Origin of the sequence: uncultured Stenotrophomonas sp. (assembly GCF_963519925.1) — a bacterium.
Classification (GTDB): domain Bacteria; phylum Pseudomonadota; class Gammaproteobacteria; order Xanthomonadales; family Xanthomonadaceae; genus Stenotrophomonas; species Stenotrophomonas maltophilia_AE.
Map to the genome: position 1 here is coordinate 22903 of NZ_CAUQPH010000007.1, position 19445 is coordinate 42347.

Annotated in this window: 15 protein-coding genes, 1 tRNA gene and 1 pseudogene; 3 read left to right on the plus strand and 14 right to left on the minus strand. The window is 64.3% G+C overall.

Features of this window, described 5'->3' with window-relative positions; genetic code table 11:
- Positions 1-202: 202 nt before the first annotated feature.
- Positions 203-586, minus strand: coding sequence for a hypothetical protein (locus RWO33_RS02655; RefSeq protein ID WP_314101759.1), 384 nt, complete (start codon positions 584-586; stop codon positions 203-205).
- Positions 587-624: 38 nt separating this feature from the next.
- Positions 625-1575, minus strand: a complete 951-nt coding sequence (locus tag RWO33_RS02660; protein WP_314101761.1) for an RHS repeat-associated core domain-containing protein — start codon at positions 1573-1575, stop codon at positions 625-627.
- A 624-nt stretch (positions 1576-2199) separates the two neighbouring features.
- Between RWO33_RS02660 and RWO33_RS02665 the strand changes: the two genes are divergently transcribed.
- Positions 2200-3006 carry an alpha/beta hydrolase gene (locus RWO33_RS02665; protein WP_314101763.1) on the plus strand — a complete coding sequence of 269 codons (807 nt, stop codon included), beginning with the start codon at positions 2200-2202 and terminating at the stop codon, positions 3004-3006.
- On the plus strand, positions 3003-4316 hold the full coding sequence (locus RWO33_RS02670; protein WP_314101765.1) for a GGDEF domain-containing protein: 1314 nt from the start codon (positions 3003-3005) through the stop codon (positions 4314-4316). Before RWO33_RS02665 ends, RWO33_RS02670 begins: the two co-directional genes overlap by 4 nt.
- Before the next feature lie 77 nt (positions 4317-4393).
- Here RWO33_RS02670 and RWO33_RS02675 read toward each other — a convergent pair whose 3' ends face one another.
- The 6 genes and pseudogenes from RWO33_RS02675 to RWO33_RS02700 all read right to left on the minus strand — a co-directional run bounded on the left by RWO33_RS02675 (position 4394) and on the right by RWO33_RS02700 (position 9383).
- Positions 4394-6511, minus strand: coding sequence for a peptidase domain-containing ABC transporter (locus tag RWO33_RS02675; RefSeq protein WP_314101767.1), 2118 nt, complete (start codon positions 6509-6511; stop codon positions 4394-4396).
- Positions 6512-6637: 126 nt separating this feature from the next.
- Positions 6638-6823 (minus strand): hypothetical protein, encoded by a 186-nt coding sequence (locus tag RWO33_RS02680; protein WP_314101769.1) that lies wholly within the window; start codon positions 6821-6823, stop codon positions 6638-6640.
- A gap of 106 nt (positions 6824-6929) precedes the next feature.
- A complete protein-coding gene (locus tag RWO33_RS02685; RefSeq protein WP_314101771.1) occupies positions 6930-7124 on the minus strand; it encodes a hypothetical protein in 195 nt (64 codons plus the stop codon).
- Positions 7125-7165: 41 nt separating this feature from the next.
- The gene (locus RWO33_RS02690; RefSeq protein ID WP_314101773.1) at positions 7166-7342 is read right to left on the minus strand and encodes a hypothetical protein; all 177 of its coding nucleotides are present in this window, start codon (positions 7340-7342) and stop codon (positions 7166-7168) included.
- Between the two features lie 86 nt (positions 7343-7428).
- Positions 7429-8676 (minus strand): annotated as a pseudogene (locus tag RWO33_RS02695) (HlyD family efflux transporter periplasmic adaptor subunit).
- A 631-nt stretch (positions 8677-9307) separates the two neighbouring features.
- Positions 9308-9383: transfer RNA gene (locus RWO33_RS02700), tRNA-Thr, on the minus strand.
- Between the two features lie 145 nt (positions 9384-9528).
- On the opposite strand from RWO33_RS02700, the gene treA reads away from it, so the two are divergent.
- Positions 9529-11145 carry an alpha,alpha-trehalase TreA gene (treA, locus tag RWO33_RS02705; protein WP_314101775.1) on the plus strand — a complete coding sequence of 539 codons (1617 nt, stop codon included), beginning with the start codon at positions 9529-9531 and terminating at the stop codon, positions 11143-11145.
- A gap of 189 nt (positions 11146-11334) precedes the next feature.
- Here treA and RWO33_RS02710 read toward each other — a convergent pair whose 3' ends face one another.
- The 6 genes from RWO33_RS02710 to RWO33_RS02735 all read right to left on the minus strand — a co-directional run bounded on the left by RWO33_RS02710 (position 11335) and on the right by RWO33_RS02735 (position 19427).
- The gene (locus RWO33_RS02710; RefSeq protein ID WP_314101777.1) at positions 11335-12021 is read right to left on the minus strand and encodes a lysoplasmalogenase; all 687 of its coding nucleotides are present in this window, start codon (positions 12019-12021) and stop codon (positions 11335-11337) included.
- A complete protein-coding gene (locus tag RWO33_RS02715) occupies positions 12018-13901 on the minus strand; it encodes a peptidase M61 (RefSeq protein ID WP_314101779.1) in 1884 nt (627 codons plus the stop codon). Before RWO33_RS02715 ends, RWO33_RS02710 begins: the two co-directional genes overlap by 4 nt.
- 248 nt (positions 13902-14149) lie before the next feature.
- Positions 14150-15100 (minus strand): 4-hydroxy-3-methylbut-2-enyl diphosphate reductase, encoded by a 951-nt coding sequence (gene ispH / locus RWO33_RS02720; RefSeq protein WP_314101780.1) that lies wholly within the window; start codon positions 15098-15100, stop codon positions 14150-14152.
- Positions 15101-15133: 33 nt separating this feature from the next.
- Complete coding sequence (lspA, locus tag RWO33_RS02725) at positions 15134-15652, minus strand: signal peptidase II (RefSeq protein ID WP_314101781.1); 519 nt, start codon at positions 15650-15652, stop codon at positions 15134-15136.
- On the minus strand, positions 15652-18483 hold the full coding sequence (gene ileS / locus RWO33_RS02730) for an isoleucine--tRNA ligase (RefSeq protein ID WP_314101783.1): 2832 nt from the start codon (positions 18481-18483) through the stop codon (positions 15652-15654). Before ileS ends, lspA begins: the two co-directional genes overlap by 1 nt.
- The gene (locus tag RWO33_RS02735) at positions 18480-19427 is read right to left on the minus strand and encodes a bifunctional riboflavin kinase/FAD synthetase (RefSeq protein WP_145478251.1); all 948 of its coding nucleotides are present in this window, start codon (positions 19425-19427) and stop codon (positions 18480-18482) included. Before RWO33_RS02735 ends, ileS begins: the two co-directional genes overlap by 4 nt.
- Between the last annotated feature and the right edge of the window lie 18 nt (positions 19428-19445).

Genomic DNA, 19445 nt, shown 5'->3' on the forward strand with positions numbered 1-19445 from the left:
AGCAACGGGACCAGCGCTCTCACGCCGCCAACTTGGCGACAGCCCCCCCGCCCACCAACTCAACTTCTCACTAACAACTTCATTTTTCACTGCATCAAACGCTCGGCCCTCATCGGTGAACTCAACGCTACGCTGCACTCTTTGCAAGCTCCGGGTATCGACAACATCTCGCGCGCGACACCGTCTATACCCTTGAAGCATGTCACTTGCCCCCCGCAGGCTCGCCGCCAGCCTCAGCCTCCAGGCGAACCTTGATCTTCTGAAACGTCGCTCGCGCCCCAGGGAGATCTTCATGGATGTCGTCTGAAAGATAGACGTTTTCTATGAACTCGCGTGGCCGCATATAGAACGAGCCCTCGTCACTGGAGGCCAACCAAAAGCGTGACGCCCTGGGATCAGTGATTTCAAACAGTCCGGATGGAACAGGAATCAACCTCCCGAACTCATCCTCGACTCCGTAGAGAGTCAAGCCATGGTATTCGCCCTTCTCGAAGATGCAGGCCACCGTGTACACAAGGTACTCATGCCCAATCTTGATAGGGAACTCCCTCCTCGGATCTGTGCCCCACGAAGGTGACACATCCATGCATGTTTTTATTGCCCGTACCTTCATACAGTCCTCACTTATGGATTGATCACAGTTTTTGGTTCGATGATCTGACCCGTATCAGAATTGCGGAACGCATGCGTTTCCACATGCCCGCCATCGGCAGCCTTATACGACGAGCTGGAAACTTTCTGATATGAGCCCGCCTCACCTCCGTGTTGGGCGGCAAGCCTCTCACCCTGCCGTAGCGGCTGCTTCGTCGCGGCACCGTGTGTCACCGTGCCGCCTCCACTCGCCAATTCAGCCATCTGCTGCTCGCTTGCCATCTTCTTACCTAGTTGGGCAGCTTCATCCCCGTGCTTAAGAATGGATTTTCCCGCATCTCCAACGATTGGAACGAGACCGATGGTAGCCGCAACCACATTGATCGCAGAGGGGTCGCGCACTGCATCAATGGCGCCTTTAGCGTCGCCAACAACAGGGGTGAGATCTGCGACCATGGCGGCCGCGTCGCGGAACGCCTGTCTAGTTTCAGGCTTAGTCCAGTCTGTCTCGTAGACCGATCGCGGAAGACTTTGTCTGCCATCCGGATCAGTGAACTTGTACGGGTTTCCGTTCGCGTACCGGAACCGATTGAACTGATCAACCGGCTTCTGATACGCCGTCACCGGATCCACCGACAGGAACACCCCCAGCTGCGGATCCATGTAGCGCTGCTGCATGTAGCTCAGCCCTGTCGCAGCGTCGCTTACGTGTCCCGTGTAGCCGGGCCCATCCTTGACCTGCCCACCGACCACGGCCCCGTAGGGCTCGTAGTCGTAGCGCTCGATCACATTCCCGCTCTCGTCCGTCTTGGCGACCACTGAGCCAAGCGGATCTGTATGGTAGTAGGTGAATGTCTGGGCACTGGCGGATGGCACCCAGGCCAACCCTATGATCATCGCGCAACAGAGCCAAGCGCTCATCAAGGACTTCGGATGGTGCAAAAGACGCTCCGTCAGCCCGCGACCGTTTCGCTGCTTACTCATGAGGTATCTCCTATAGCCAGCTGTTTGATGGATGGCAGCTTCGACCAGGGCGAACGGCCTGCGGGGTTGCATGCCCGCACCGGCTGCGACGTGGCGCAGTATCTCTGGCTGCTCGAGCCACTGCTTGTCAATGGGCCGTTGCAGGCGGCGGGCGTGCCGTCCTTGAGCAGCTCATAGGTCGTTGCCGCTGCCACGGGCGTCCACACGGCATGGTCGTGATCCGTGTCACAAGTTCCCTGCATAGAGCGTCCCCTTGGCGTATGCACCTGCGGCGCTCGGAGTTGATATCACAATACTCTCTCGGGTAGACAGCAAAAGCGGCAGTAAGTGGTAAATGTGCCATCCACTGTCACTTCATCCCCGCCGCCCCTGGCGCGGTCAGTGGACCTTGGAGACTGGATCCACCCGAAGCGTGCGCGCACTCAAATGCCCGGGCGGCTAAACGTAGGCACACCGCGGCGCGCAAGTCTTGCATGGCTTCCGTAGCCGGACCACGGCCCGCGGAATTTGGCCCTGACGCCGAGGTTAACGACGGTCGATCGAAACCCGCGCGCGCGCCGATCTGTCATGGACCCGCATGCCAGCCTGGCCTAGTATCGGCAGCTGCCGAATGCCCATGACTGGATGTGCGTGAACAGCTTCGAAAGATTCAACGGCCGCCGTAGCGGCAAGGGCAGTCAGGTTGCCATCCTGGCCCACGGCTTCGGAACCGACCAGACCGCGTGGAGCGCCCTGCGCCCATGGTTCGAGGCGCGCTACGACGTGGTGTCGTTCGACCTCGCCGGCTGCGGACCCAACGGCGCGGACACCTACGATTTCCACCGGCACGGTTCGTTGTTCGGCTATGCCGACGACCTGCTTGAGATCATGGACGACCTGGCGCTGCGCGACTGCGTGTACGTCGGCCACTCCATGAGCGGCATGATCGGTGCGGTGGCCGCGGTGGCCCGCCCGGAACTGTTCGACCGGCTGATCACCGTGGGGGCTTCGCCGCGTTACCTGGATGACGCCGGCTACATCGGCGGCTTCCAGGCAGCGGATCTGGAGAACCTGTTCGACAGCATGAGCGCCAACTACCAGGCCTGGGTGGCGGGGTTCGCGCCGATGGTGGTGGGTGTGGACAACGGGCAGGTGGTGGCCGACTTCTCGCGCACGCTGTTCCAGATGCGGCCGGACATCGCGCTCAATACCTCGCGCACGATCTTCAACTCCGATATGCGCTCGCTGGCCGCGCAGCTGACCCGCCCCGTGCATGTGATCCAGACCGCGGTAGACATGGCCGTGCCGGTGCAGGTGGGTCATTGGCTGGAGACAGCCATTCCGACCGCCACGCTGGATGTCATCGATGCCGAGGGGCATCTCCCACACATGACCGCCCCCGATGAAGTCGTCCGCATCCTCGAGCGCCGCCTGGCGGCCTGCGCTGCATGAGCACTACCGACAGCGACGCCCTCGCCGGCCTGTGCCACTTCGCCCAGCTCGCTTCCGGTGCGGACCTGGTCATGGCGGTGGAGATCGAAGCCAATGGCTGGGCGGGTTGGGCCGCTTCATTCCCGGCCATGCCTTTTTCCGGATTCAGCCTGGCCCGTAGCGGCATCTTGGAGCACAGCTGGTCGGGGGAACCCGTGGCTGCCGCCGGATTCCGCTTGCCCACGGCCCTGCTGCATGGATTGAACGGTCCACCGGCGCGGCTGCTGTTCGTGCCCGCGCCATCCCTCGGCGCACCGCTGAGCGGCCTGCTGGTGCTGTGGAAGGGCGAGCCGTCCGCCGCGCCGTTGACCCCACAGGTTCCGCTGCTGGCCACGAGCGTGGCCCGGCTGCTGTCTGCCCGGCGCGAAAAGCTGCGCGAAGTGACGGTGCAGAACCAGTTCATCGACCTGGTCGAAAGCGTGCCCGCCGGGATCGTGCTGATGGAAGGCGACGGAGTGAGCGCGGTGATCAACGAGCGTGCCGCCGACCTGCTGGGCTGCCCGCCTGGTAACCACCGCGCGCGCGACCTTGCCGAACCCATGCGTACCCTACGGCAGCGGTGCGACAACCACGCCGAGCTTGAGCAGGCGTACGGCGCGCAGGTGGGCAATGTCAGTTTCGCTTCCACCTTGAACTGGGCGCTGGGCGAACGCACGATCGAGGTGGATACCCATCCCGTTCGCGGGAACGGCGAGTATGGCCGAATATGGTTGTTCACCGACGTGACCGCCGAACTGCTGATGGCCGCCGAGCTGCGCCGCCTGGCCGCCTCCGACCCGTTGACCGGCATTCCCAACCGACGCCACTTCGAAGAGCGCTCCGCGCAGATCATCGCCGCGCGCGAAGCCACCGGCCATTCGGTGGCGGTGCTGATGGTCGACGTCGACCATTTCAAGAAGATCAACGACAGCCATGGTCATCCTGCGGGCGATGAAGTGCTGAAGGTGGTAGCCAAGCGCTGCCGTGAGGCGCTGCGCGAGCGCGACCTGTTCGCGCGCTTTGGCGGCGAGGAGTTTGTCGCGCTGCTGGCGGCGCCTGCCGTCGAGGACGCGCCGGCGGTGGCCGAACGGATGCGCCAGGCCGTGGCCGCCACGCCGATTGATGTTGGCGACGCGCGCATCAATGTGACGGTGAGCATCGGCGCCGCGCTGGGTGAGGCGCTGCCGGGAAGTGACCAGCCGCTGCTGGCCGAATTGATCGCGCGCGCGGATGAGGCGCTTTACCGGGCCAAGGCGGGCGGTCGCAACCGAATCAGCATGGCGGTGGAGTAAGTGGCGCAGCCGATCTCCCGCACCACAGGCAGCCAATCATTCGCTCCACCGCAGATTTGAGTCGATTGATGGCGGACTCAACCGGCCGCCGTTTGCTCAGCATCTGCTTGCGCGGGTTCGGGATTACGCTTCGGTCGCACATCCTGAACAATCCTGCCCTGCTCCATGACCAGGATCCGATCCGCACTATTGATGGTCTCGGGTCGATGCGCGACGATGACCCGGGTCAGGCTCATTTTCTGGATGGCCTCATTCACCATTCGCTCCTTCATGACATCCAGATGGCTCGTAGCCTCGTCCAGGAAGAGTATCTTCGGGTTTCGATACAGCGCTCGCGCGAGAATCAGGCGCTGCTTCTGCCCGCCAGACATCGAGTTGCCCATGTCACCGATCAGGCCGTGATAGCCCATCGGCATCTGCGCGATGTCTTGGTGGATTGCCGCCATCGTCGCTGCTTGTTCGACGCGCTCCTGATCGAACATGTTGTCAAAACAGCTGATGTTCTCGGCGATGCTGCCTGCGAACAGCTGGTCGTCCTGCATGACTGCGCCGACGATCGAGCGTATGTTGCGTGGGCCAGCCTTCTGGATGTCCACGCCACCAATGCTGACGGTTCCTTCCGTCGGCTTCAGCAGGCCCAGAATAATCTTCATCAGCGTTGACTTGCCGCACCCGGACGCACCGATGATGGCTACGGCGTCCCCCTGTTCGATCCGGAACGAACAGTTGCGGATGATCCAAGGCTCGCCTTCGGCATAGCGGAACGAGACATCGGACAACTCGATATACGTCTCGGTTGGCGCCGCCACCTCAGGCACATCAAGCGCCTCGTCCGGCTCGGACAGAACGATATCCGCCAAGCGCTCGCCATGCAGTTTCAACATTCGGAACTCCACGGCCTTGTCGATAAGCGCAGCCGCACGGGTGGCAAACTGATCCTTGTAGGCCAGGTAGGCGACAAGCATGCCGACGGAGAACACGCTGTTCATCGCAAGCGTCGCACCGATCCAGATCACAGCCACGCGCTCAATACCGAATACCAGCTGGCTTGAACTGCTGAACCCCAGAGTCAACTTGGCCAGGCGAACTTCCTCGTTGACGGTCTCCACCATCAAGTTCTGGTAGGTGGACTGACGGGAGGCCTCCTGCCCGGCGATTTTGATGCTCTGCACACCCCGAATGGACTCCAACAGATGGGACTGCTGCTTGGCGCCTGAAACAAGGTGCCGTTCAGTACGGGTCTTGACAGGCCGATAAGCCAGCGCGCGTATTGCGGTATAAACCACGACGGCCAACAGCGTGACCAGCGCCAGCTTCCAGCTGTACAGCAGCATGACACCAAACGTCACCAGCGCCATCAGTCCATCGATCAGCGCCTCGACAAAGCTGGTTGTCATCGTTTTCTGTATCGACTGCACAGACGAGATCCGGGACGTGATGTCGCCCAGATGCCTCTTTTCAAAGAAGTCCAAAGGCAGGCGCAGCAGGTGAGCGATGACGTTTCCCATCCATGCGAGTCCCAGCCGGGAGGACATATAGATGACGGCCCATCCGCGCAGCAGGCCGATGGCCACCTGCAGCAGCATGGCCAGGCCGAAGCTCACACCTAGTACGGTGAGAAGATTGCGGTCCGCCGAGACCAGCGCTTGGTCCACCACCCACTGGGTATAAAATGGCGCCAGGACGACGAACACCTGCAACGCGAGGGACAGCAGCAACACCATGCCCAGCGCTGACCACAGGCCACTGATGCGCCCGGTCAGCTGCCTGGCGGTGATCGACGCGGCATTCTCTTCGCGGTTGAACGCAGCAGTCGGGCTGAACTCGAGCGCCACGCCCGTGAAGTGGTTGGACACCTCCGATCGTGACAACACACGCTCACCGATCGCAGGATCCAGGATGGTGACCTTGGAACGGGTTACTTTTGCCAGGACGACGTAGTGATTGAGATCCCAATGCAGGATACAGGGGAGCCTGAGATCATCCAGGTGCTCCATATCCAGGCGAAGTGGACGTGACGACATCCCGAGCTGCTGTGCGATATGGATGAGATGGCTGAGCTTCGCGCCCTTCAGCGACAGCGGAAAGCGACGGCGAAGGCCTGTCAGGCCAATTCTGTTGCCGTGATGCCCGGCGATCATCGCAAGCGAGGCCAACCCACATTCAGCCGCCTCGGATTGCAGTACCGTGTTCATAGGTGCGATAGACATCCATAACAGTGGCTGGTCAATGCAGCCGATGCAGATCATTGCCGCGACGCGTCCCCGCACGTATCGGGTCGAGCATGGATCGTCGGCCGGTTCTTCAGCGACGTACCTGCGTCAATCCGTGTCGGCTGACCCGTTGCGCGATCGCTTCTGCCACGAATCGGCCACCCTGGCGACCACCAGTACGATGCCGGCGATGCAGGCAACCGGGAGGAATTTCTTGTCGGCCGTTGCGGCGAAGACCGCCAGCGCACACAGACCGATGGCGAATGTACTGCTGTTGATACCGTGCATCTTCATGAAAACCACCCCTTCTATGTAAATCTGACAATCCGCGATTGCTGGCATTGCGGCAGCCTGTGGCGCCCTCACAAGGGGCGGCCATCGCCGCCCCTTGTGCGCCCGATCAGTTCAGATTCAGGAAGTGGCCGACGATGGCGCCATGCAGGCCACCGCTGACTGCACCAGCGAAGGCACCGACCGGGCCGCCGACGAAGAAGCCGATGGACGCACCGGCCACGACGCCTGCTGCGAAGCCGTTGGAAGCACCTTCGCCAGCGCCGTCGACGTTGGTGATTTCTGCAGAGTTGAGTTCACGCATGTTCGTATCCTTTGAGTTTTCGTTATTGGTTGGAAAGACAATCAGATCAGGTAGAGGGCCAGGCCGATGCCGCCGCCGATCAGCGCACCAGCAGCTGCGCCCGCCGGACCGCCAACAAGGCTACCGGCGAAGCCGCCGGCGCCAGCGCCGGTCAGGAACGCGGTGGTAGCGCCTTCGCCATCAACTTCGAAGGTCTCTTCAATCGTAAGTTCGCGCATTGCATTTCCTTGATATAACCGCACACCATCCGTGTGCATCATGCTGGACATTTTCCAGCGACCAGCTGTCTCGCCCGCTGCTGCAGTCAGCGGCCGAAAACAGTTCCCTTGACTGAGTAGATCGGCTCAAGCACCCACTCAAAAAATGATCGTGACTCACCAAGAATGTCGGCATCCACCAGCATTCCAGGCTTCAGTTGTTCAGGCCTTCCGTAAGCGTCGACGACCTGTCGATTGAGCGCCACGGTGACGCGATACATCGGCTCGCTCACGGTGTCCGCCTGGCCGGATGCCAGCGTGCTGCGACTGATCCGCGCCACATGGCCCTCGTGATGGCCGAATTTCTGGTAGGGGTACGCCTGGTAACGCAACAGCACCTTGTCGTCAGGCTCGATGAAGCCGATCGCTCTGCTCGGAATCAGCAACTCGGCTTCAAGTACGCCATCGCCGGGCAGCACGCTCATGATGGACTGACCGCTCTGCACTGCCTGCCCCGGCTTGATCTGCTGCGCCGAGACAATACCGGATGAAGGAGCAATGATCGCCAATTCACCGCGCGCCGCATTCTCCACGCGCTCCTGCTCAAGCATCGCCAGATCCTTCTGAAAGTTTGCGTAGACGGCCTGACCCTCGGTCGGCAGCTCATTGAGCGCCTGGTTGATCTGGTCGATCAACCTGCGCGTGGAGATCGCCTGCCGCTGCAGCGCCTGCATCTCACCCTTCTGCGTGAGGACCGCTGACTCCTGCTGCTTGATCTGCAGAATGCTGACATAACGATCGTCCTCAAGAAGCTGCAGGCGATCAAGCGTTTCCTGAGCGATCCGGATCTGATCCCTGCGCGTCAGGATCTACACCTCGATCTGTTGCAGCTCACCCCGCGCATTGGCAAGCTGTCCAGACAGACCCGTACGCTGGGCCATGAACTGCCGCTTCCGCGCGTCCTGTGCTGCTTCCAGGCCAGCGGCACGACGTCCCAAGCGTGATTCAAGCGCGGCAGCGGTATCACCATCGGCAGTTGTCGCACGTGGAACCGTCAGCACAGCAAGCACTTGGCCAGCCTCTACACGCTCGCCTTCGGCAACGTTGATCTTGGACATGAAGCCAGCGGAGGGAGCTGCCACAACTGCCAGTCCGTTGACTGGAACAAGCTGTCCTCCGACATGCGAACGGCGCGTGTACGTGCCGAACGTAAGCAAAAGCACCACGGCAAGCGCGATGACGGCGGCACTGATTGCCAGTACCCAGAACCTGATGGGCTGGACGATGGAGATAGACCCCAGCCAACCGACACGCTTTGCTTCCAACACTTCCCTGCGAAAGAGCTCCGCCGACATCGCTCACCGACACTTCCTGTGTGTGAGATGAATTTATATCCGAACGCGAGCATTGCATCAAGATCAGAAAGAGATTTTTTTTGTTTGCTAAGTCTGGCGAACTACCGTGCATTTTTCGCATGCCAGGGCAGTTCCGCACTCATTGGCGTGGAACGCAGCTACCCGCGACATGTCCAGCCGTAGTCTGCGTTGAACAGCCCCGAACAGGTCGGAAATCAGCGCGCCCACCAGCTCAGCCGATCGCAGCTTCTTGTCGTACTCCTGTCAGGGCCGCTGTACTGCCTGCTGGGCGTGGGACGTCCAGCTCAACCCAATGCCGCCAACTAAAACGCACCTGCGGGCACAGTGCCCCCGGCGGCGTTCAAATGTGCAGATCGGCTCCATGCCCACCCTGATTGTCATTTGTGGGTATTCGGCCCTGCCGGTCAACTTCGAGCCTGCGAACGCATCCCCGTTGGCAGGTCATTTTCGTCGTCCGACTTGCACCGTGCCTCAAGGCAGCCATGGCAGGGCTCTTTACCCCGACAGACCATCGCAAGCGTTCATCGCGAGGTCAAATTGCCGGCGTCCGCCGGCATCGCTTCAGCCACGAACAAAAAGCCCCGACCAAGGCCGGGGCTTTTTGCTGAACTGGTGCCGGAAATAGGAATCGAACCTACGACCTACGCATTACGAATGCGCCGCTCTACCAACTGAGCTATTCCGGCTGAGCAGGCAATTCTAAGGGGAGCGGGTCAGGCGGTCAATTGCGGGACCCCCTCCTCCCGGAAGGCCGGCCCTGCCTGGCATCCGGGGCACCGGGCGTTGACGCCCCCGGCCCTACAGTGGGCCCGTTGCCCTCTGGAGAGCCCCATGCGCCCCTGCACCCGTCTGGCCGGCCTGCTGCTTGCTTCCCTGCTGTGTACTTCCCCGGCGATCGCCGAGTCCCCCACTCCCGCGCCGCCGGACCAGCAATGGCAGCCTCTGTTCCAGCAGGTCCAGGGCGCGCACCTGTTCAAAGACCAGAAGACCTTCGCGGACGCTGTTCCCATGGCAGATCCCGGCGGGATCCTTGCCGCGTGGGAGGCCGAAAAGGGGCATCCGGGCTACTCGCTGGACGCGTTCGTCGCCAAGAACTTCGCGGCGCCCGTGGAAGGCGCGGCCTACGTGCCACCCGCCGGGGAAACCCTGCGCGCCCACATCGAAGGCCTGTGGCCGGTGCTGACCCGCACCACGCACACGGTAGACCCGCGCGGCTCGCTGTTGCCCCTGCCCCACCCTTACGTGGTCCCCGGCGGGCGTTTCCGCGAGGTGTACTACTGGGACAGCTACTTCACCCTGCTCGGCCTGGCGTCCAGTGGCCGGTGGCAGCAGGTGCGCGACATGGTGGACAACTTCGCGTGGCAGCTGGACCAGTACGGGCATATTCCCAACGGCAACCGCAGCTATTACCTGAGCCGGTCGCAGCCGCCGTTCTTCAGTTTGATGGTGGATCTGCTGGCTACGCATGAGGGGGATGACGCGTATCGCCGGTATCTGCCGCAACTGCGCACCGAGCATGCGTTCTGGATGCGTGGGGCGGAGGGTTTGGCGCCCGGCGCGGCCAGTGAGCGTGTGGTGCGGATGAATGATGGGAGCGTGCTCAACCGCTACTGGGATGCGCGGGCGGTGCCGCGTACCGAGTCGTGGACGGATGATCTGGCGACGGCGGCCACGGTGCCGGATCGCGCGCCTTCGCAGGTGTATCGCGATCTGCGGGCCGGGGCGGAATCGGGGTGGGATTTCAGTTCGCGGTGGCTGGTGCATCCGGCGGAGCTGGGCAGCATTCATACCACCGAGATCGTGCCGGTGGATCTGAACAGTCTGCTGTTCCATCTGGAGACGACGATTGCGCGGGCGAGTCGTGCGGCGGGGGAACGCACTTCAGCGCGCGAATTCCAGAAACAGGCGAAACAGCGGCAGCAGGCGATCAACGCGCTGCTGTGGGATGAGCGGCAGGGGTGGTATGCGGATCGGGATCTGGAGCGTGGTACGCCCCGCCCTGCCCTGACTGCCGCGGCGTTGTTCCCGTTGTGGCTGCAGGTGGCCAGCCCGGTGCAGGCGAAGCGGACCGCGCAGGCGGTGGAGGCGCAGCTGGTGCGCGAGGGCGGGTTGTTGACCACCACCGAAAACACCGGGCAGCAGTGGGATGCGCCGAATGGGTGGGCGCCGTTGCAGTGGGTGGCGGTGGACGGATTGCAGCGGTATCGGCAGGAGGCGCTGGCGCGGCAGATTGGCGTGCGGTTCCTGCGAACGGTGCAGACGGTGTATGACCGTGAGGGGAAGCTGGTGGAGAAGTATGTGGTGGATGGGTCGGCGGGTGGTGGTGGTGGTGGGGAGTACCCGTTGCAGGATGGGTTTGGGTGGAGCAATGGGGTGGCGGTGGCGTTGTTGGATCGGTTGTGTGATGACGGGAAGCGGTGTGAGTCGGCGGGGGATGTTGGGGAGTGAGCAGGGGCAAGAGCGCGTGCCCAGCTGGGGTCATGCGTTAAAGAGGTCGCGGAGTTGGTCGGCGGTCGTTTGGGAACCGACCCTACCAGGGTCACGGCAGCATGGGTAAAGTCGCCACCACGGCCGCGTCAGGCAGGCAATGATGCCAGTCGTCCAACCCCGGTCAAGCCAACAGGTGCGTGCGAGCCGTTATCGGACCGAGCGGGCTATGCAGTATTGCGCTGCGTAGTAGGTGCTTAGTACGCACAGGGTTGCGGCTGGGAGGCCGCCGCCGAAGCGGTCCCAGGCTAGTACGGAGTCGCTGATGACGAACAGGACGGCGCCGATGGCAGCCCAGCGGGCGCTTGTGGGTGCCGATGGTGTTGCCGCGTTCTTCGTCCATGCGCGCGCCAGGGCGAGTGTGGCCATCAGCGCGAGCACTACTACGTAAACCACTACCGGGATGCGCAGGTCGTTGGGAAGCAGCGGCCATAGGCCGGCCAGGTTGATGCCGGCGAATACGGCCAGCAATGCGGCTGCGAACAGCATGCCCCGCCCTGCCCTGAAGCCTTCGCGGAAGGCGACGATGTAGCAGACGTGCGCAAACAGGAAGGCGATCAGGCCGGGCACGAAGGCGTCGAAGGGCAGCATCAGTGCGATGTCGCCGATGCAGGAAAACGCCATGCCGAGCAGGATCGCGCGGGCGTAGGTGCGGTGGGCGGAGGGTGTGTCGGTTGCCGGCCAGAGGCCGGTATTACGCAGGACCATCGCCGCTATCAGCAGCGTGGTTAGCGGCTTGGCGATCCAGTGCAGCCAGCGGCCGTCGCCGTCGAGCGACGCACCGATGATGGCGGCTACCGCTGCCAGCAGAATCGGCACGTCGCGGCGCGGGTTCATCGCGCTTTCCAGAGCTCGGCCAGGCGGTCGGGCTTGCCGGCGATGCGCTGCAGCGTGGGGTACTGCAGGCCGCCGTGGTAGTCGAGCTTGATGGTGTCGATGCGGTCGAAGTTTCGCACCAGCAGGGTGAGCGGTGCCTTGTCGGTTTTGGCGGCGGCGACGGCGTCCTTCAGGTCCTCGCCTTTGAACACGCGGCCGTTGAGCGCCAGCACGCTCATGCCCGGGGCCAGGCCGGCGTTGAAGGCGGGGCTGTCCCACAGCACGTCGGTAACGGCGCCCGCTTCGGTGACCGCCAGGCCCAGCGAGTACAGCAGGTTGGTGTTCTTGGCGCGGGTTTCCTGCGCCTTGAAGGCGTCGTTCGGGGTGTCGGTGTAGACCAGCTTCCAGCCGGCGGCTTCCAGGCCGCCGATGAGCGGGCCGTGGCCGTCCAGGCGCTCGCGCAGGAAGCTGGCCCAGTCGAACGGGGCGATGCCGTTCAAGGTGCTGACGACGTCATCGAAGGTGTACGGATTCACGTTCCAGTCGCCGTCGTGCATGCCGAAGAAGGCCTTGGCGAAGTCATCCAGGCTGCGCTTGTTGCCGGTCAGCGCACGCAGCTTGCCCTCCACCTCCAGCCACACCATCTGCCCGCCAGAGTAGTAGTCCTCGCTCATCTGGTAGTTGCGGTAGGCCAGCGCGCGGCGCTGGGCGATGGTGGGGTCGTTGGTGGTGTCCTGCAGGTTGCGCCAGGCCAGGCCGGGGCGACCGCGGTCGTAGGTGGCGGCGACATTGGCCAGCATGTCGCGGGTCTGGTCGTTGCTCCACAGGCCCGAGCGCGCGGCCAACACGTGGCCCCAGAACTGGGTCTGCCCTTCGTACAGCCACAGCAGGCTGTCGCCCATGGGCACGTTGAAGTTGGCGGTGGTCAGGTCGGCGCCACGACGGTACTTGCCGTTCCAGGAATGGTTGAACTCGTGCGGCAGCAGGTCGCGGCCGAGCCAGGTCTTGTCCCAGTCAGTGAAATAGCCGGTGTCGCCGCTGTTTTCACTCGAGCGCTGGTGTTCCAGGCCGATGCCGCCAAGTTTGCTGGTGAGGGCGAGCAGGAAGTCGTAGTGGTCGAAGTGGCGGGCCCCGTAGAGCTTGTAGATCTGCTGCACCAGGGCGCGGTGCGCCTGCAGCTGTTCGGGCTTGGCCACCAGCGACTTGGCGTCGTCGGCGAACACGTTCAGGCGCACGGGCACCTTGGCGCCGGGGTCGAGGTCGAACTGCTGGTAGTAGCGGCCGGCGAACAGCGGCGAGTCGACCAGGTGGTCGTAGCTGATCGGCTTGAACACCACGGTGTCGCCGTCGCGGCGTTCGGTGTCCAGCGCGGTGGCGTAGGACCAGCCCGGCGGCAGGGTGACGCTGGCCTGGGCTTGGATGTTGCGGGTGATCACGCCGGCCGGGTACAGCGAGTTGGCATTCCACTGCAGGTTGAGCATTTCCGGGGTCATCACCACGCGGCCCTGCCCTGCGCCCTGCGAGGAGAGGAAGTTGAAGTTGGCGACGACTTCACTGGCGCCCTGCGGCACGTCCACGGTGAAGGCGTAGACGTTGTACGGGTCGCGCTTCCACGCCAGCGGTTTGCCGTTGGCGGTGACCACCAGGCCGGCGAGTTTGTCGATGGGGCCGCTGGGCGAATGCGCGCCGGGCAGCCACTGCGGGTACAGCAGGGTCAGCGGGCCGGGCTTGGCGGGAACGGTGGCCTTGACCTTGAAGATGCGGCGGCCGATGTCGCGTGCGTCGACGTCGATGCGCAGCGTGCCCGGGAAGGCGACGTCCTGCGGCGGGGGTGTCTGCGCGTGCACGCCGGTGGTGGTGGCGGCAAGAAGCACGGATAGGACGGCGGCACGCAGTTTCATCGAAGACGGTTCCGGCATACGAAAGGATCGATGCTAGACCTGCGGGGAGGTGCAGCCCCATGGCCAAAGGTCATGTCTTCGGTGCGAAAGAGCGTACCGACCAACGGTCGGTACCTACCGGGCGATTTCCGCCACGAACGGCAAAGCCACGCACCGGTAGGTAGGTGACGACCGTTGGTCGTCACGCAGGCAGATGACGACGTTGGCCGTCATCGCAGGTAGGTGACGACCGTTGGTCGTCACACCGATCAGGAAATGAGGCGCAGCCTCAATTCCTTCGGCAACGCGAACACCATCGATTCGGGCTCGCCTTCCAGCTCGCCTACGTTCCCCGCGCCCAGTTCCTTCAGGCGCGCAATCACGCCGTCCACCAGCACCTGCGGTGCGGACGCACCTGCGGTGAGGCCGATGTGCTTCTTGCCCAGCACCCACGCCGGGTCGATCTCGTCGGCGCCGTCGATCAGGTAGCTTTCCACGCCATCACGGCGCGCCAGTTCGCTCAGGCGGTTGGAATTGGAGCTGTTCGGCGAGCCCACCACCAGCACCAGGTCGCAACGCTTGGCCAGGTCGCGCACGGCGTCCTGGCGGTTCTGGGTGGCGTAGCAGATGTCGTCGTTCTTCGGGCCCTGCATCGCCGGGAAACGCGCGCGGAGTGCGTCGATGATGCCGCGGGTGTCGTCCACCGACAGCGTGGTCTGGGTGGTGTAGGCGAAGTTCTCCGGCTGGTTCAGTACCAGCGTGGCGACCTGCTCGACATCTTCCACCAGGTAGATGCTGCCGCTGCCGGCTTCCTGCTTCCACTGGCCCATGGTGCCCTCCACTTCCGGGTGACCGGCGTGGCCGATCAGCACCACGTCGCGCCCGGCACGGCAGTGGCGCGCCACTTCGAAGTGGACCTTGGTCACCAGCGGGCAGGTGGCGTCGAACACCTTCAGGCCACGACGGTTGGCTTCCTGGCGCACGGCCTGGGAAACGCCATGCGCGCTGAAGATCACCGTGTTGCCATCCGGCACTTCATCGAGTTCCTCGACGAAGATCGCGCCGCGCTGCTTGAGGTCGTCCACCACGAAGCGGTTGTGCACCACTTCATGGCGCACGTAGATGGGCGCGCCCAGCGTTTCGATCGCGCGCTTGACGATCTCGATCGCACGATCGACACCGGCACAGAATCCACGCGGGTTGGCGAGCAGCACATCCATCAGACAGGTCTCCCGGCAGCGGCCGGCGGTGGGTTACGGGTTGGCATTATCCGCCTTTTTGGCGGCCTTGCCGTCGAGCAGGCCGAACACGGCGATGCCGATGGCACCGACCACGATCGCGGCGTCGGCGATGTTGAACGCGGGCCAGTAGTGCTCACCCACGTACCACTGGATGAAATCGACCACGTGGCCGTGCACCTGGCGGTCGATCACGTTGCCGATCGCGCCGCCGATGACCAGCGCGTACGGCACCGCGCTGCGCCAGTGCGCGCGCGGGGTGCGCGAGAGCCAGAACGCCATCAGGCCGCTGATGCCCACCGCCAGCGCGGTGAAGAACCACAGCTGCCAGCCGCCGGCGTCGCTCAGGAAACTGAACGCAGCGCCGGTGTTGTAGGTGCGGTACCAGTTCCAGAAACCGTCGATGACCGGCACCGGCTGGAACTCGGGCAGGCTGGACAGCACCCAGGCCTTGCTCCACTGGTCGAGGATGATGATGGCGGCCGACAGCACCAGCCACACCAGCGCGCTCGGGCGCGGACGCGGGGCGGCCATCAGAACCACTTCCTGTCTTCGCCGGCACCGTCGACGTTGCTTGCGCAACGACCGCACAGTTCCGGATGGGCGGCCACCGTGCCGATGTCGGCGCGGTAGTGCCAGCAGCGCACGCATTTCTGCTTGCTGGTCGGCTGGGCGCTGACGAACACCTCGTCGGTGGTCGCCGGGCGCACGCTCACGTCGCCACTGATGAACAGGAAGCGCAGCTCATCGGCCAGCGGCTGCCAGCGCACTGCGGTGTCTTCGCTGGCGGCGACGGTGATCTCAGCTTCCAGCGCGGCACCGATGGCGCCGTTGGCGCGCATCGGCTCCAGCACCTTGGCCACCTGCTCGCGCAGGGCCAGCAGCTGGTCGAAGTCGGCCGCGTTCAACGGGGCGTCGGCCGGCAGCGGGGCCAGGCCTTCGTACCAGGTGGCGAACAGCACGTTGTCCTTGCGCGCGCCCGGCAGGTAGCCCCACAGCTCGTCGGCGGTGAAGGTCAGAATCGGGGCCACCCAGCGGGTGAACGCTTCGGCGATGTGGTACATCGCGGTCTGCGCCGAACGGCGGCCACGCGAGTCGGTCGGCATGGTGTACAGCCGGTCCTTGGTCACGTCCAGGTACAGCGAGCCCAGGTCGACGCTGCAGAAGTTCAGCAGCAGCTGCACGATCTCGGCCATGTTGTAGCCGGTGTAGGCAGCCTTGATCTTCTCCTGCACTTCCCAGGCGCGATGCACGATCCAGCGGTCCAGCGCGACCATGTCGGCCGGCGCCACCAGGTGGCGGGCCGGATCGAAACCGTCCAGGTTGCCGAGCAGGAAGCGCGCGGTGTTGCGCAGGCGGCGGTAGGCGTCGGCGTTGCGCTTGAGGATTTCCTGCGACAGCGACATTTCATTGCTGTAGTCGGCCGAGGCGATCCACAGGCGCAGGATGTCCGCGCCCAGGGTCTTCATGATGTCCTGCGGCTCGATGCCGTTGCCCAGCGACTTGGACATCTTGCGGCCGTTCTCGTCCACGGTGAAGCCGTGGGTGAGGCACTGCTTGTAGGGCGCATGCTTGTCGATGGCCACACCGGTGAGCAGCGAGGACTGGAACCAGCCGCGATGCTGATCCGAGCCTTCCAGGTACAGGTCGGCCGGCTTGCCGAAGCCACGCTCCAGCAGCACGCCTTCGTGGGTGACGCCCGAGTCGAACCAGACATCGAGGATGTCGGTGACTTTCTCGTAGTGCGCGGCGTCATCGCCGAGCAGTTCGGCGGCGTCCAGCGCATACCAGACGTCGATGCCGCCCTGCTGCACGCGGTCGGCCACCTGCAGCATCAGCTCGACGGTGCGCGGATGCGGCTCGCCGGTTTCGCGATGGGTGAACAGTGCGATCGGCACGCCCCAGGTGCGCTGGCGGCTAATGCACCAGTCCGGGCGCCCGTCGACCATGCTGCCGATGCGCGCTTTGCCCCAGCTCGGGAACCAGCCGACGTTGTCGATGGCGGCCATCGCGTCGTTGCGCAGGTTGGCCTTTTCCATCGAGATGAACCACTGCGGGGTGGCGCGGAACACCACCGGGGTCTTGTGCCGCCAGCAGTGCGGGTAGCTGTGCACGATCTCCACGAACGCCAGCAGTGCGCCGGAGTCGCGCAGCACGTACACGATCATCGGCTGCGCCTTCCACAGGTGCACGCCGGCCAGCACCACCTCGCCCGCCGGCGGGGTGGACGGCAGGTACACGCCACGGCCGTCGACGGGGTTGATCTGCGCGGCGGTGTAGGTGTCCATCAGCCCGTACTGCTGGCTGACCACGAAGTCTTCCTGGCCATGGCCGGGGGCGGTGTGCACCGCACCGGTACCGTCCTCATCGGACACATGCGCGCCGTTGAGCAGCGGGATGTCGCGCTGCGGGTAGAACGGGTGGGCCAGCAGCAGGTTTTCCAGCGCGGCACCGGCGGCATGGCCGTGGGCCAGCACCTCGTCCACGCCGTACCGGCGCAGCGCGCGCTCGGCCAGGCTGGCCGCGATCACCAGCCAGCGACGCTTGCCGTTGTGGGCCGGGCCTTCGACCAGCGCGTACTGGATGTCCGCGCCCAGCGACACCGCCAGCGACGCCGGCAGGGTCCACGGCGTGGTGGTCCAGATCGGCACGGCGACCTCGACATCGGCCGGCAGGGTCACGCCGAAGCGCGCGGCCAGCTGTGCGCTGTCGCGTGCGACGTAGGCCACGTCGATGGCCGGCGAGGTCTTGTCCTGGTACTCGATTTCCGCTTCGGCCAGCGCCGAGCCGCAGTCGAAGCACCAGTGCACCGGCTTGGCGCCGCGCACGATGTGGCCGTTGGCGAAGATCTTCGACAGCGCACGGATTTCATTGGCTTCAAAATCGAAGCTCAGGGTCTTGTACGGGTTGTCCCAATCGCCGACCACGCCCAGGCGCTTGAAGTCGCGGCGCTGCAGCTCGATCTGCTCTTCGGCGTATTCGCGGCACTTCTGCCGGAACTCGACGGCATCGAGCTTGACGCCGACCTTGCCCCACTTCTTTTCGACCGCGATTTCGATCGGCAGGCCGTGGCAATCCCAGCCCGGCACGTAGGGCGCATCGAAGCCGGCCAGGTAGCGCGACTTGACGATGATGTCCTTGAGGATCTTGTTGACCGCATGGCCCAGGTGGATCTGGCCATTGGCATACGGCGGGCCGTCGTGCAGCACGAACAGCGGGCGACCCTGCGCGTTTTCGCGCAGGCGGGCGTACAGGCCCTCGTCCTCCCAGCGCGACAGAATGCCCGGCTCGCGCTTGGGCAGGTCGCCGCGCATCGGGAATTCGGTGGCCGGCAGATGAAGGGTGGCTTTGTAGTCCTGGCTCACGCAGTGGCTCGCAATCTGTGTTCGGAAAGGATGTGACGGGCCTGATCGGCGTCACGGTGCATCTGGTCGGTCAGTGCCGCCAGGTCTTGGAACTTTTCTTCGTTGCGCAGCTTGGCCACGAACTCGACTTCGATGTGCCGACCGTACAGGTCGCCCTGGAAATCGAACAGGTGCGCTTCCAGCAGCGGCTCTACGCCGTCCACGGTGGGCCGGGTGCCGAAGCTGGACACCGACGGCCACGGCTGGTCGAACACGCCGTGCACCCAGGTGGCGTAGATGCCCGCCAGCGCCGGCGTTTTCGGAAAGCGCAGGTTGGCGGTCGGGAAGCCCAGGGTGCGGCCGAGCTGGCGCCCGCGCACGACCCGCCCGCTGATCGCATAGGGGCGACCGAGCAGGTCGGCGGCGCGGGTGAAGTCGCCGTCGCGCAGCAGTTGGCGGATGCGGGTGGCGGAAATGCGTTCGCCGTGCAGGTCCACCGCTTCGATTTCGCCGGCGCTGAAGCCCAGCGGTCCGCCCATCGCCTGCAGCAGGGCCAGGTCGCCGCGACGGCGGTTGCCGAAGCAGAATTCCGGACCGATCCACACTTCGCGGGCGCCCAGGCGCTGGGCCAGCAGCTGTTCGACGAAGGCTTCGGCGGGCATGGCCGCCATGCGCGCGTCGAAGCGCAGCAGGCCGATGGCGTCCACGCCGAAACCCTGCAGGATCGCCACCTTGTCGCGGGCCAGGGTCAGCCGCGGCGGCGGCTCGCCCTGGGCGAAGTACTCGCGCGGCAGCGGTTCGAAGGCGACCGCCACGGCCGGCACGCCGAGCGCGCGGGCACGCGCCACCGCATGCCGCACCAGCGCACGATGGCCCAGGTGCAGGCCGTCGAATGCGCCGATGCAGACCACGCTTCCGTGCGGGAACAGAGGCCCGCCTTCGATGGATCGGAACAAGGTGCTCATCTGATGGAGATCCGGCCC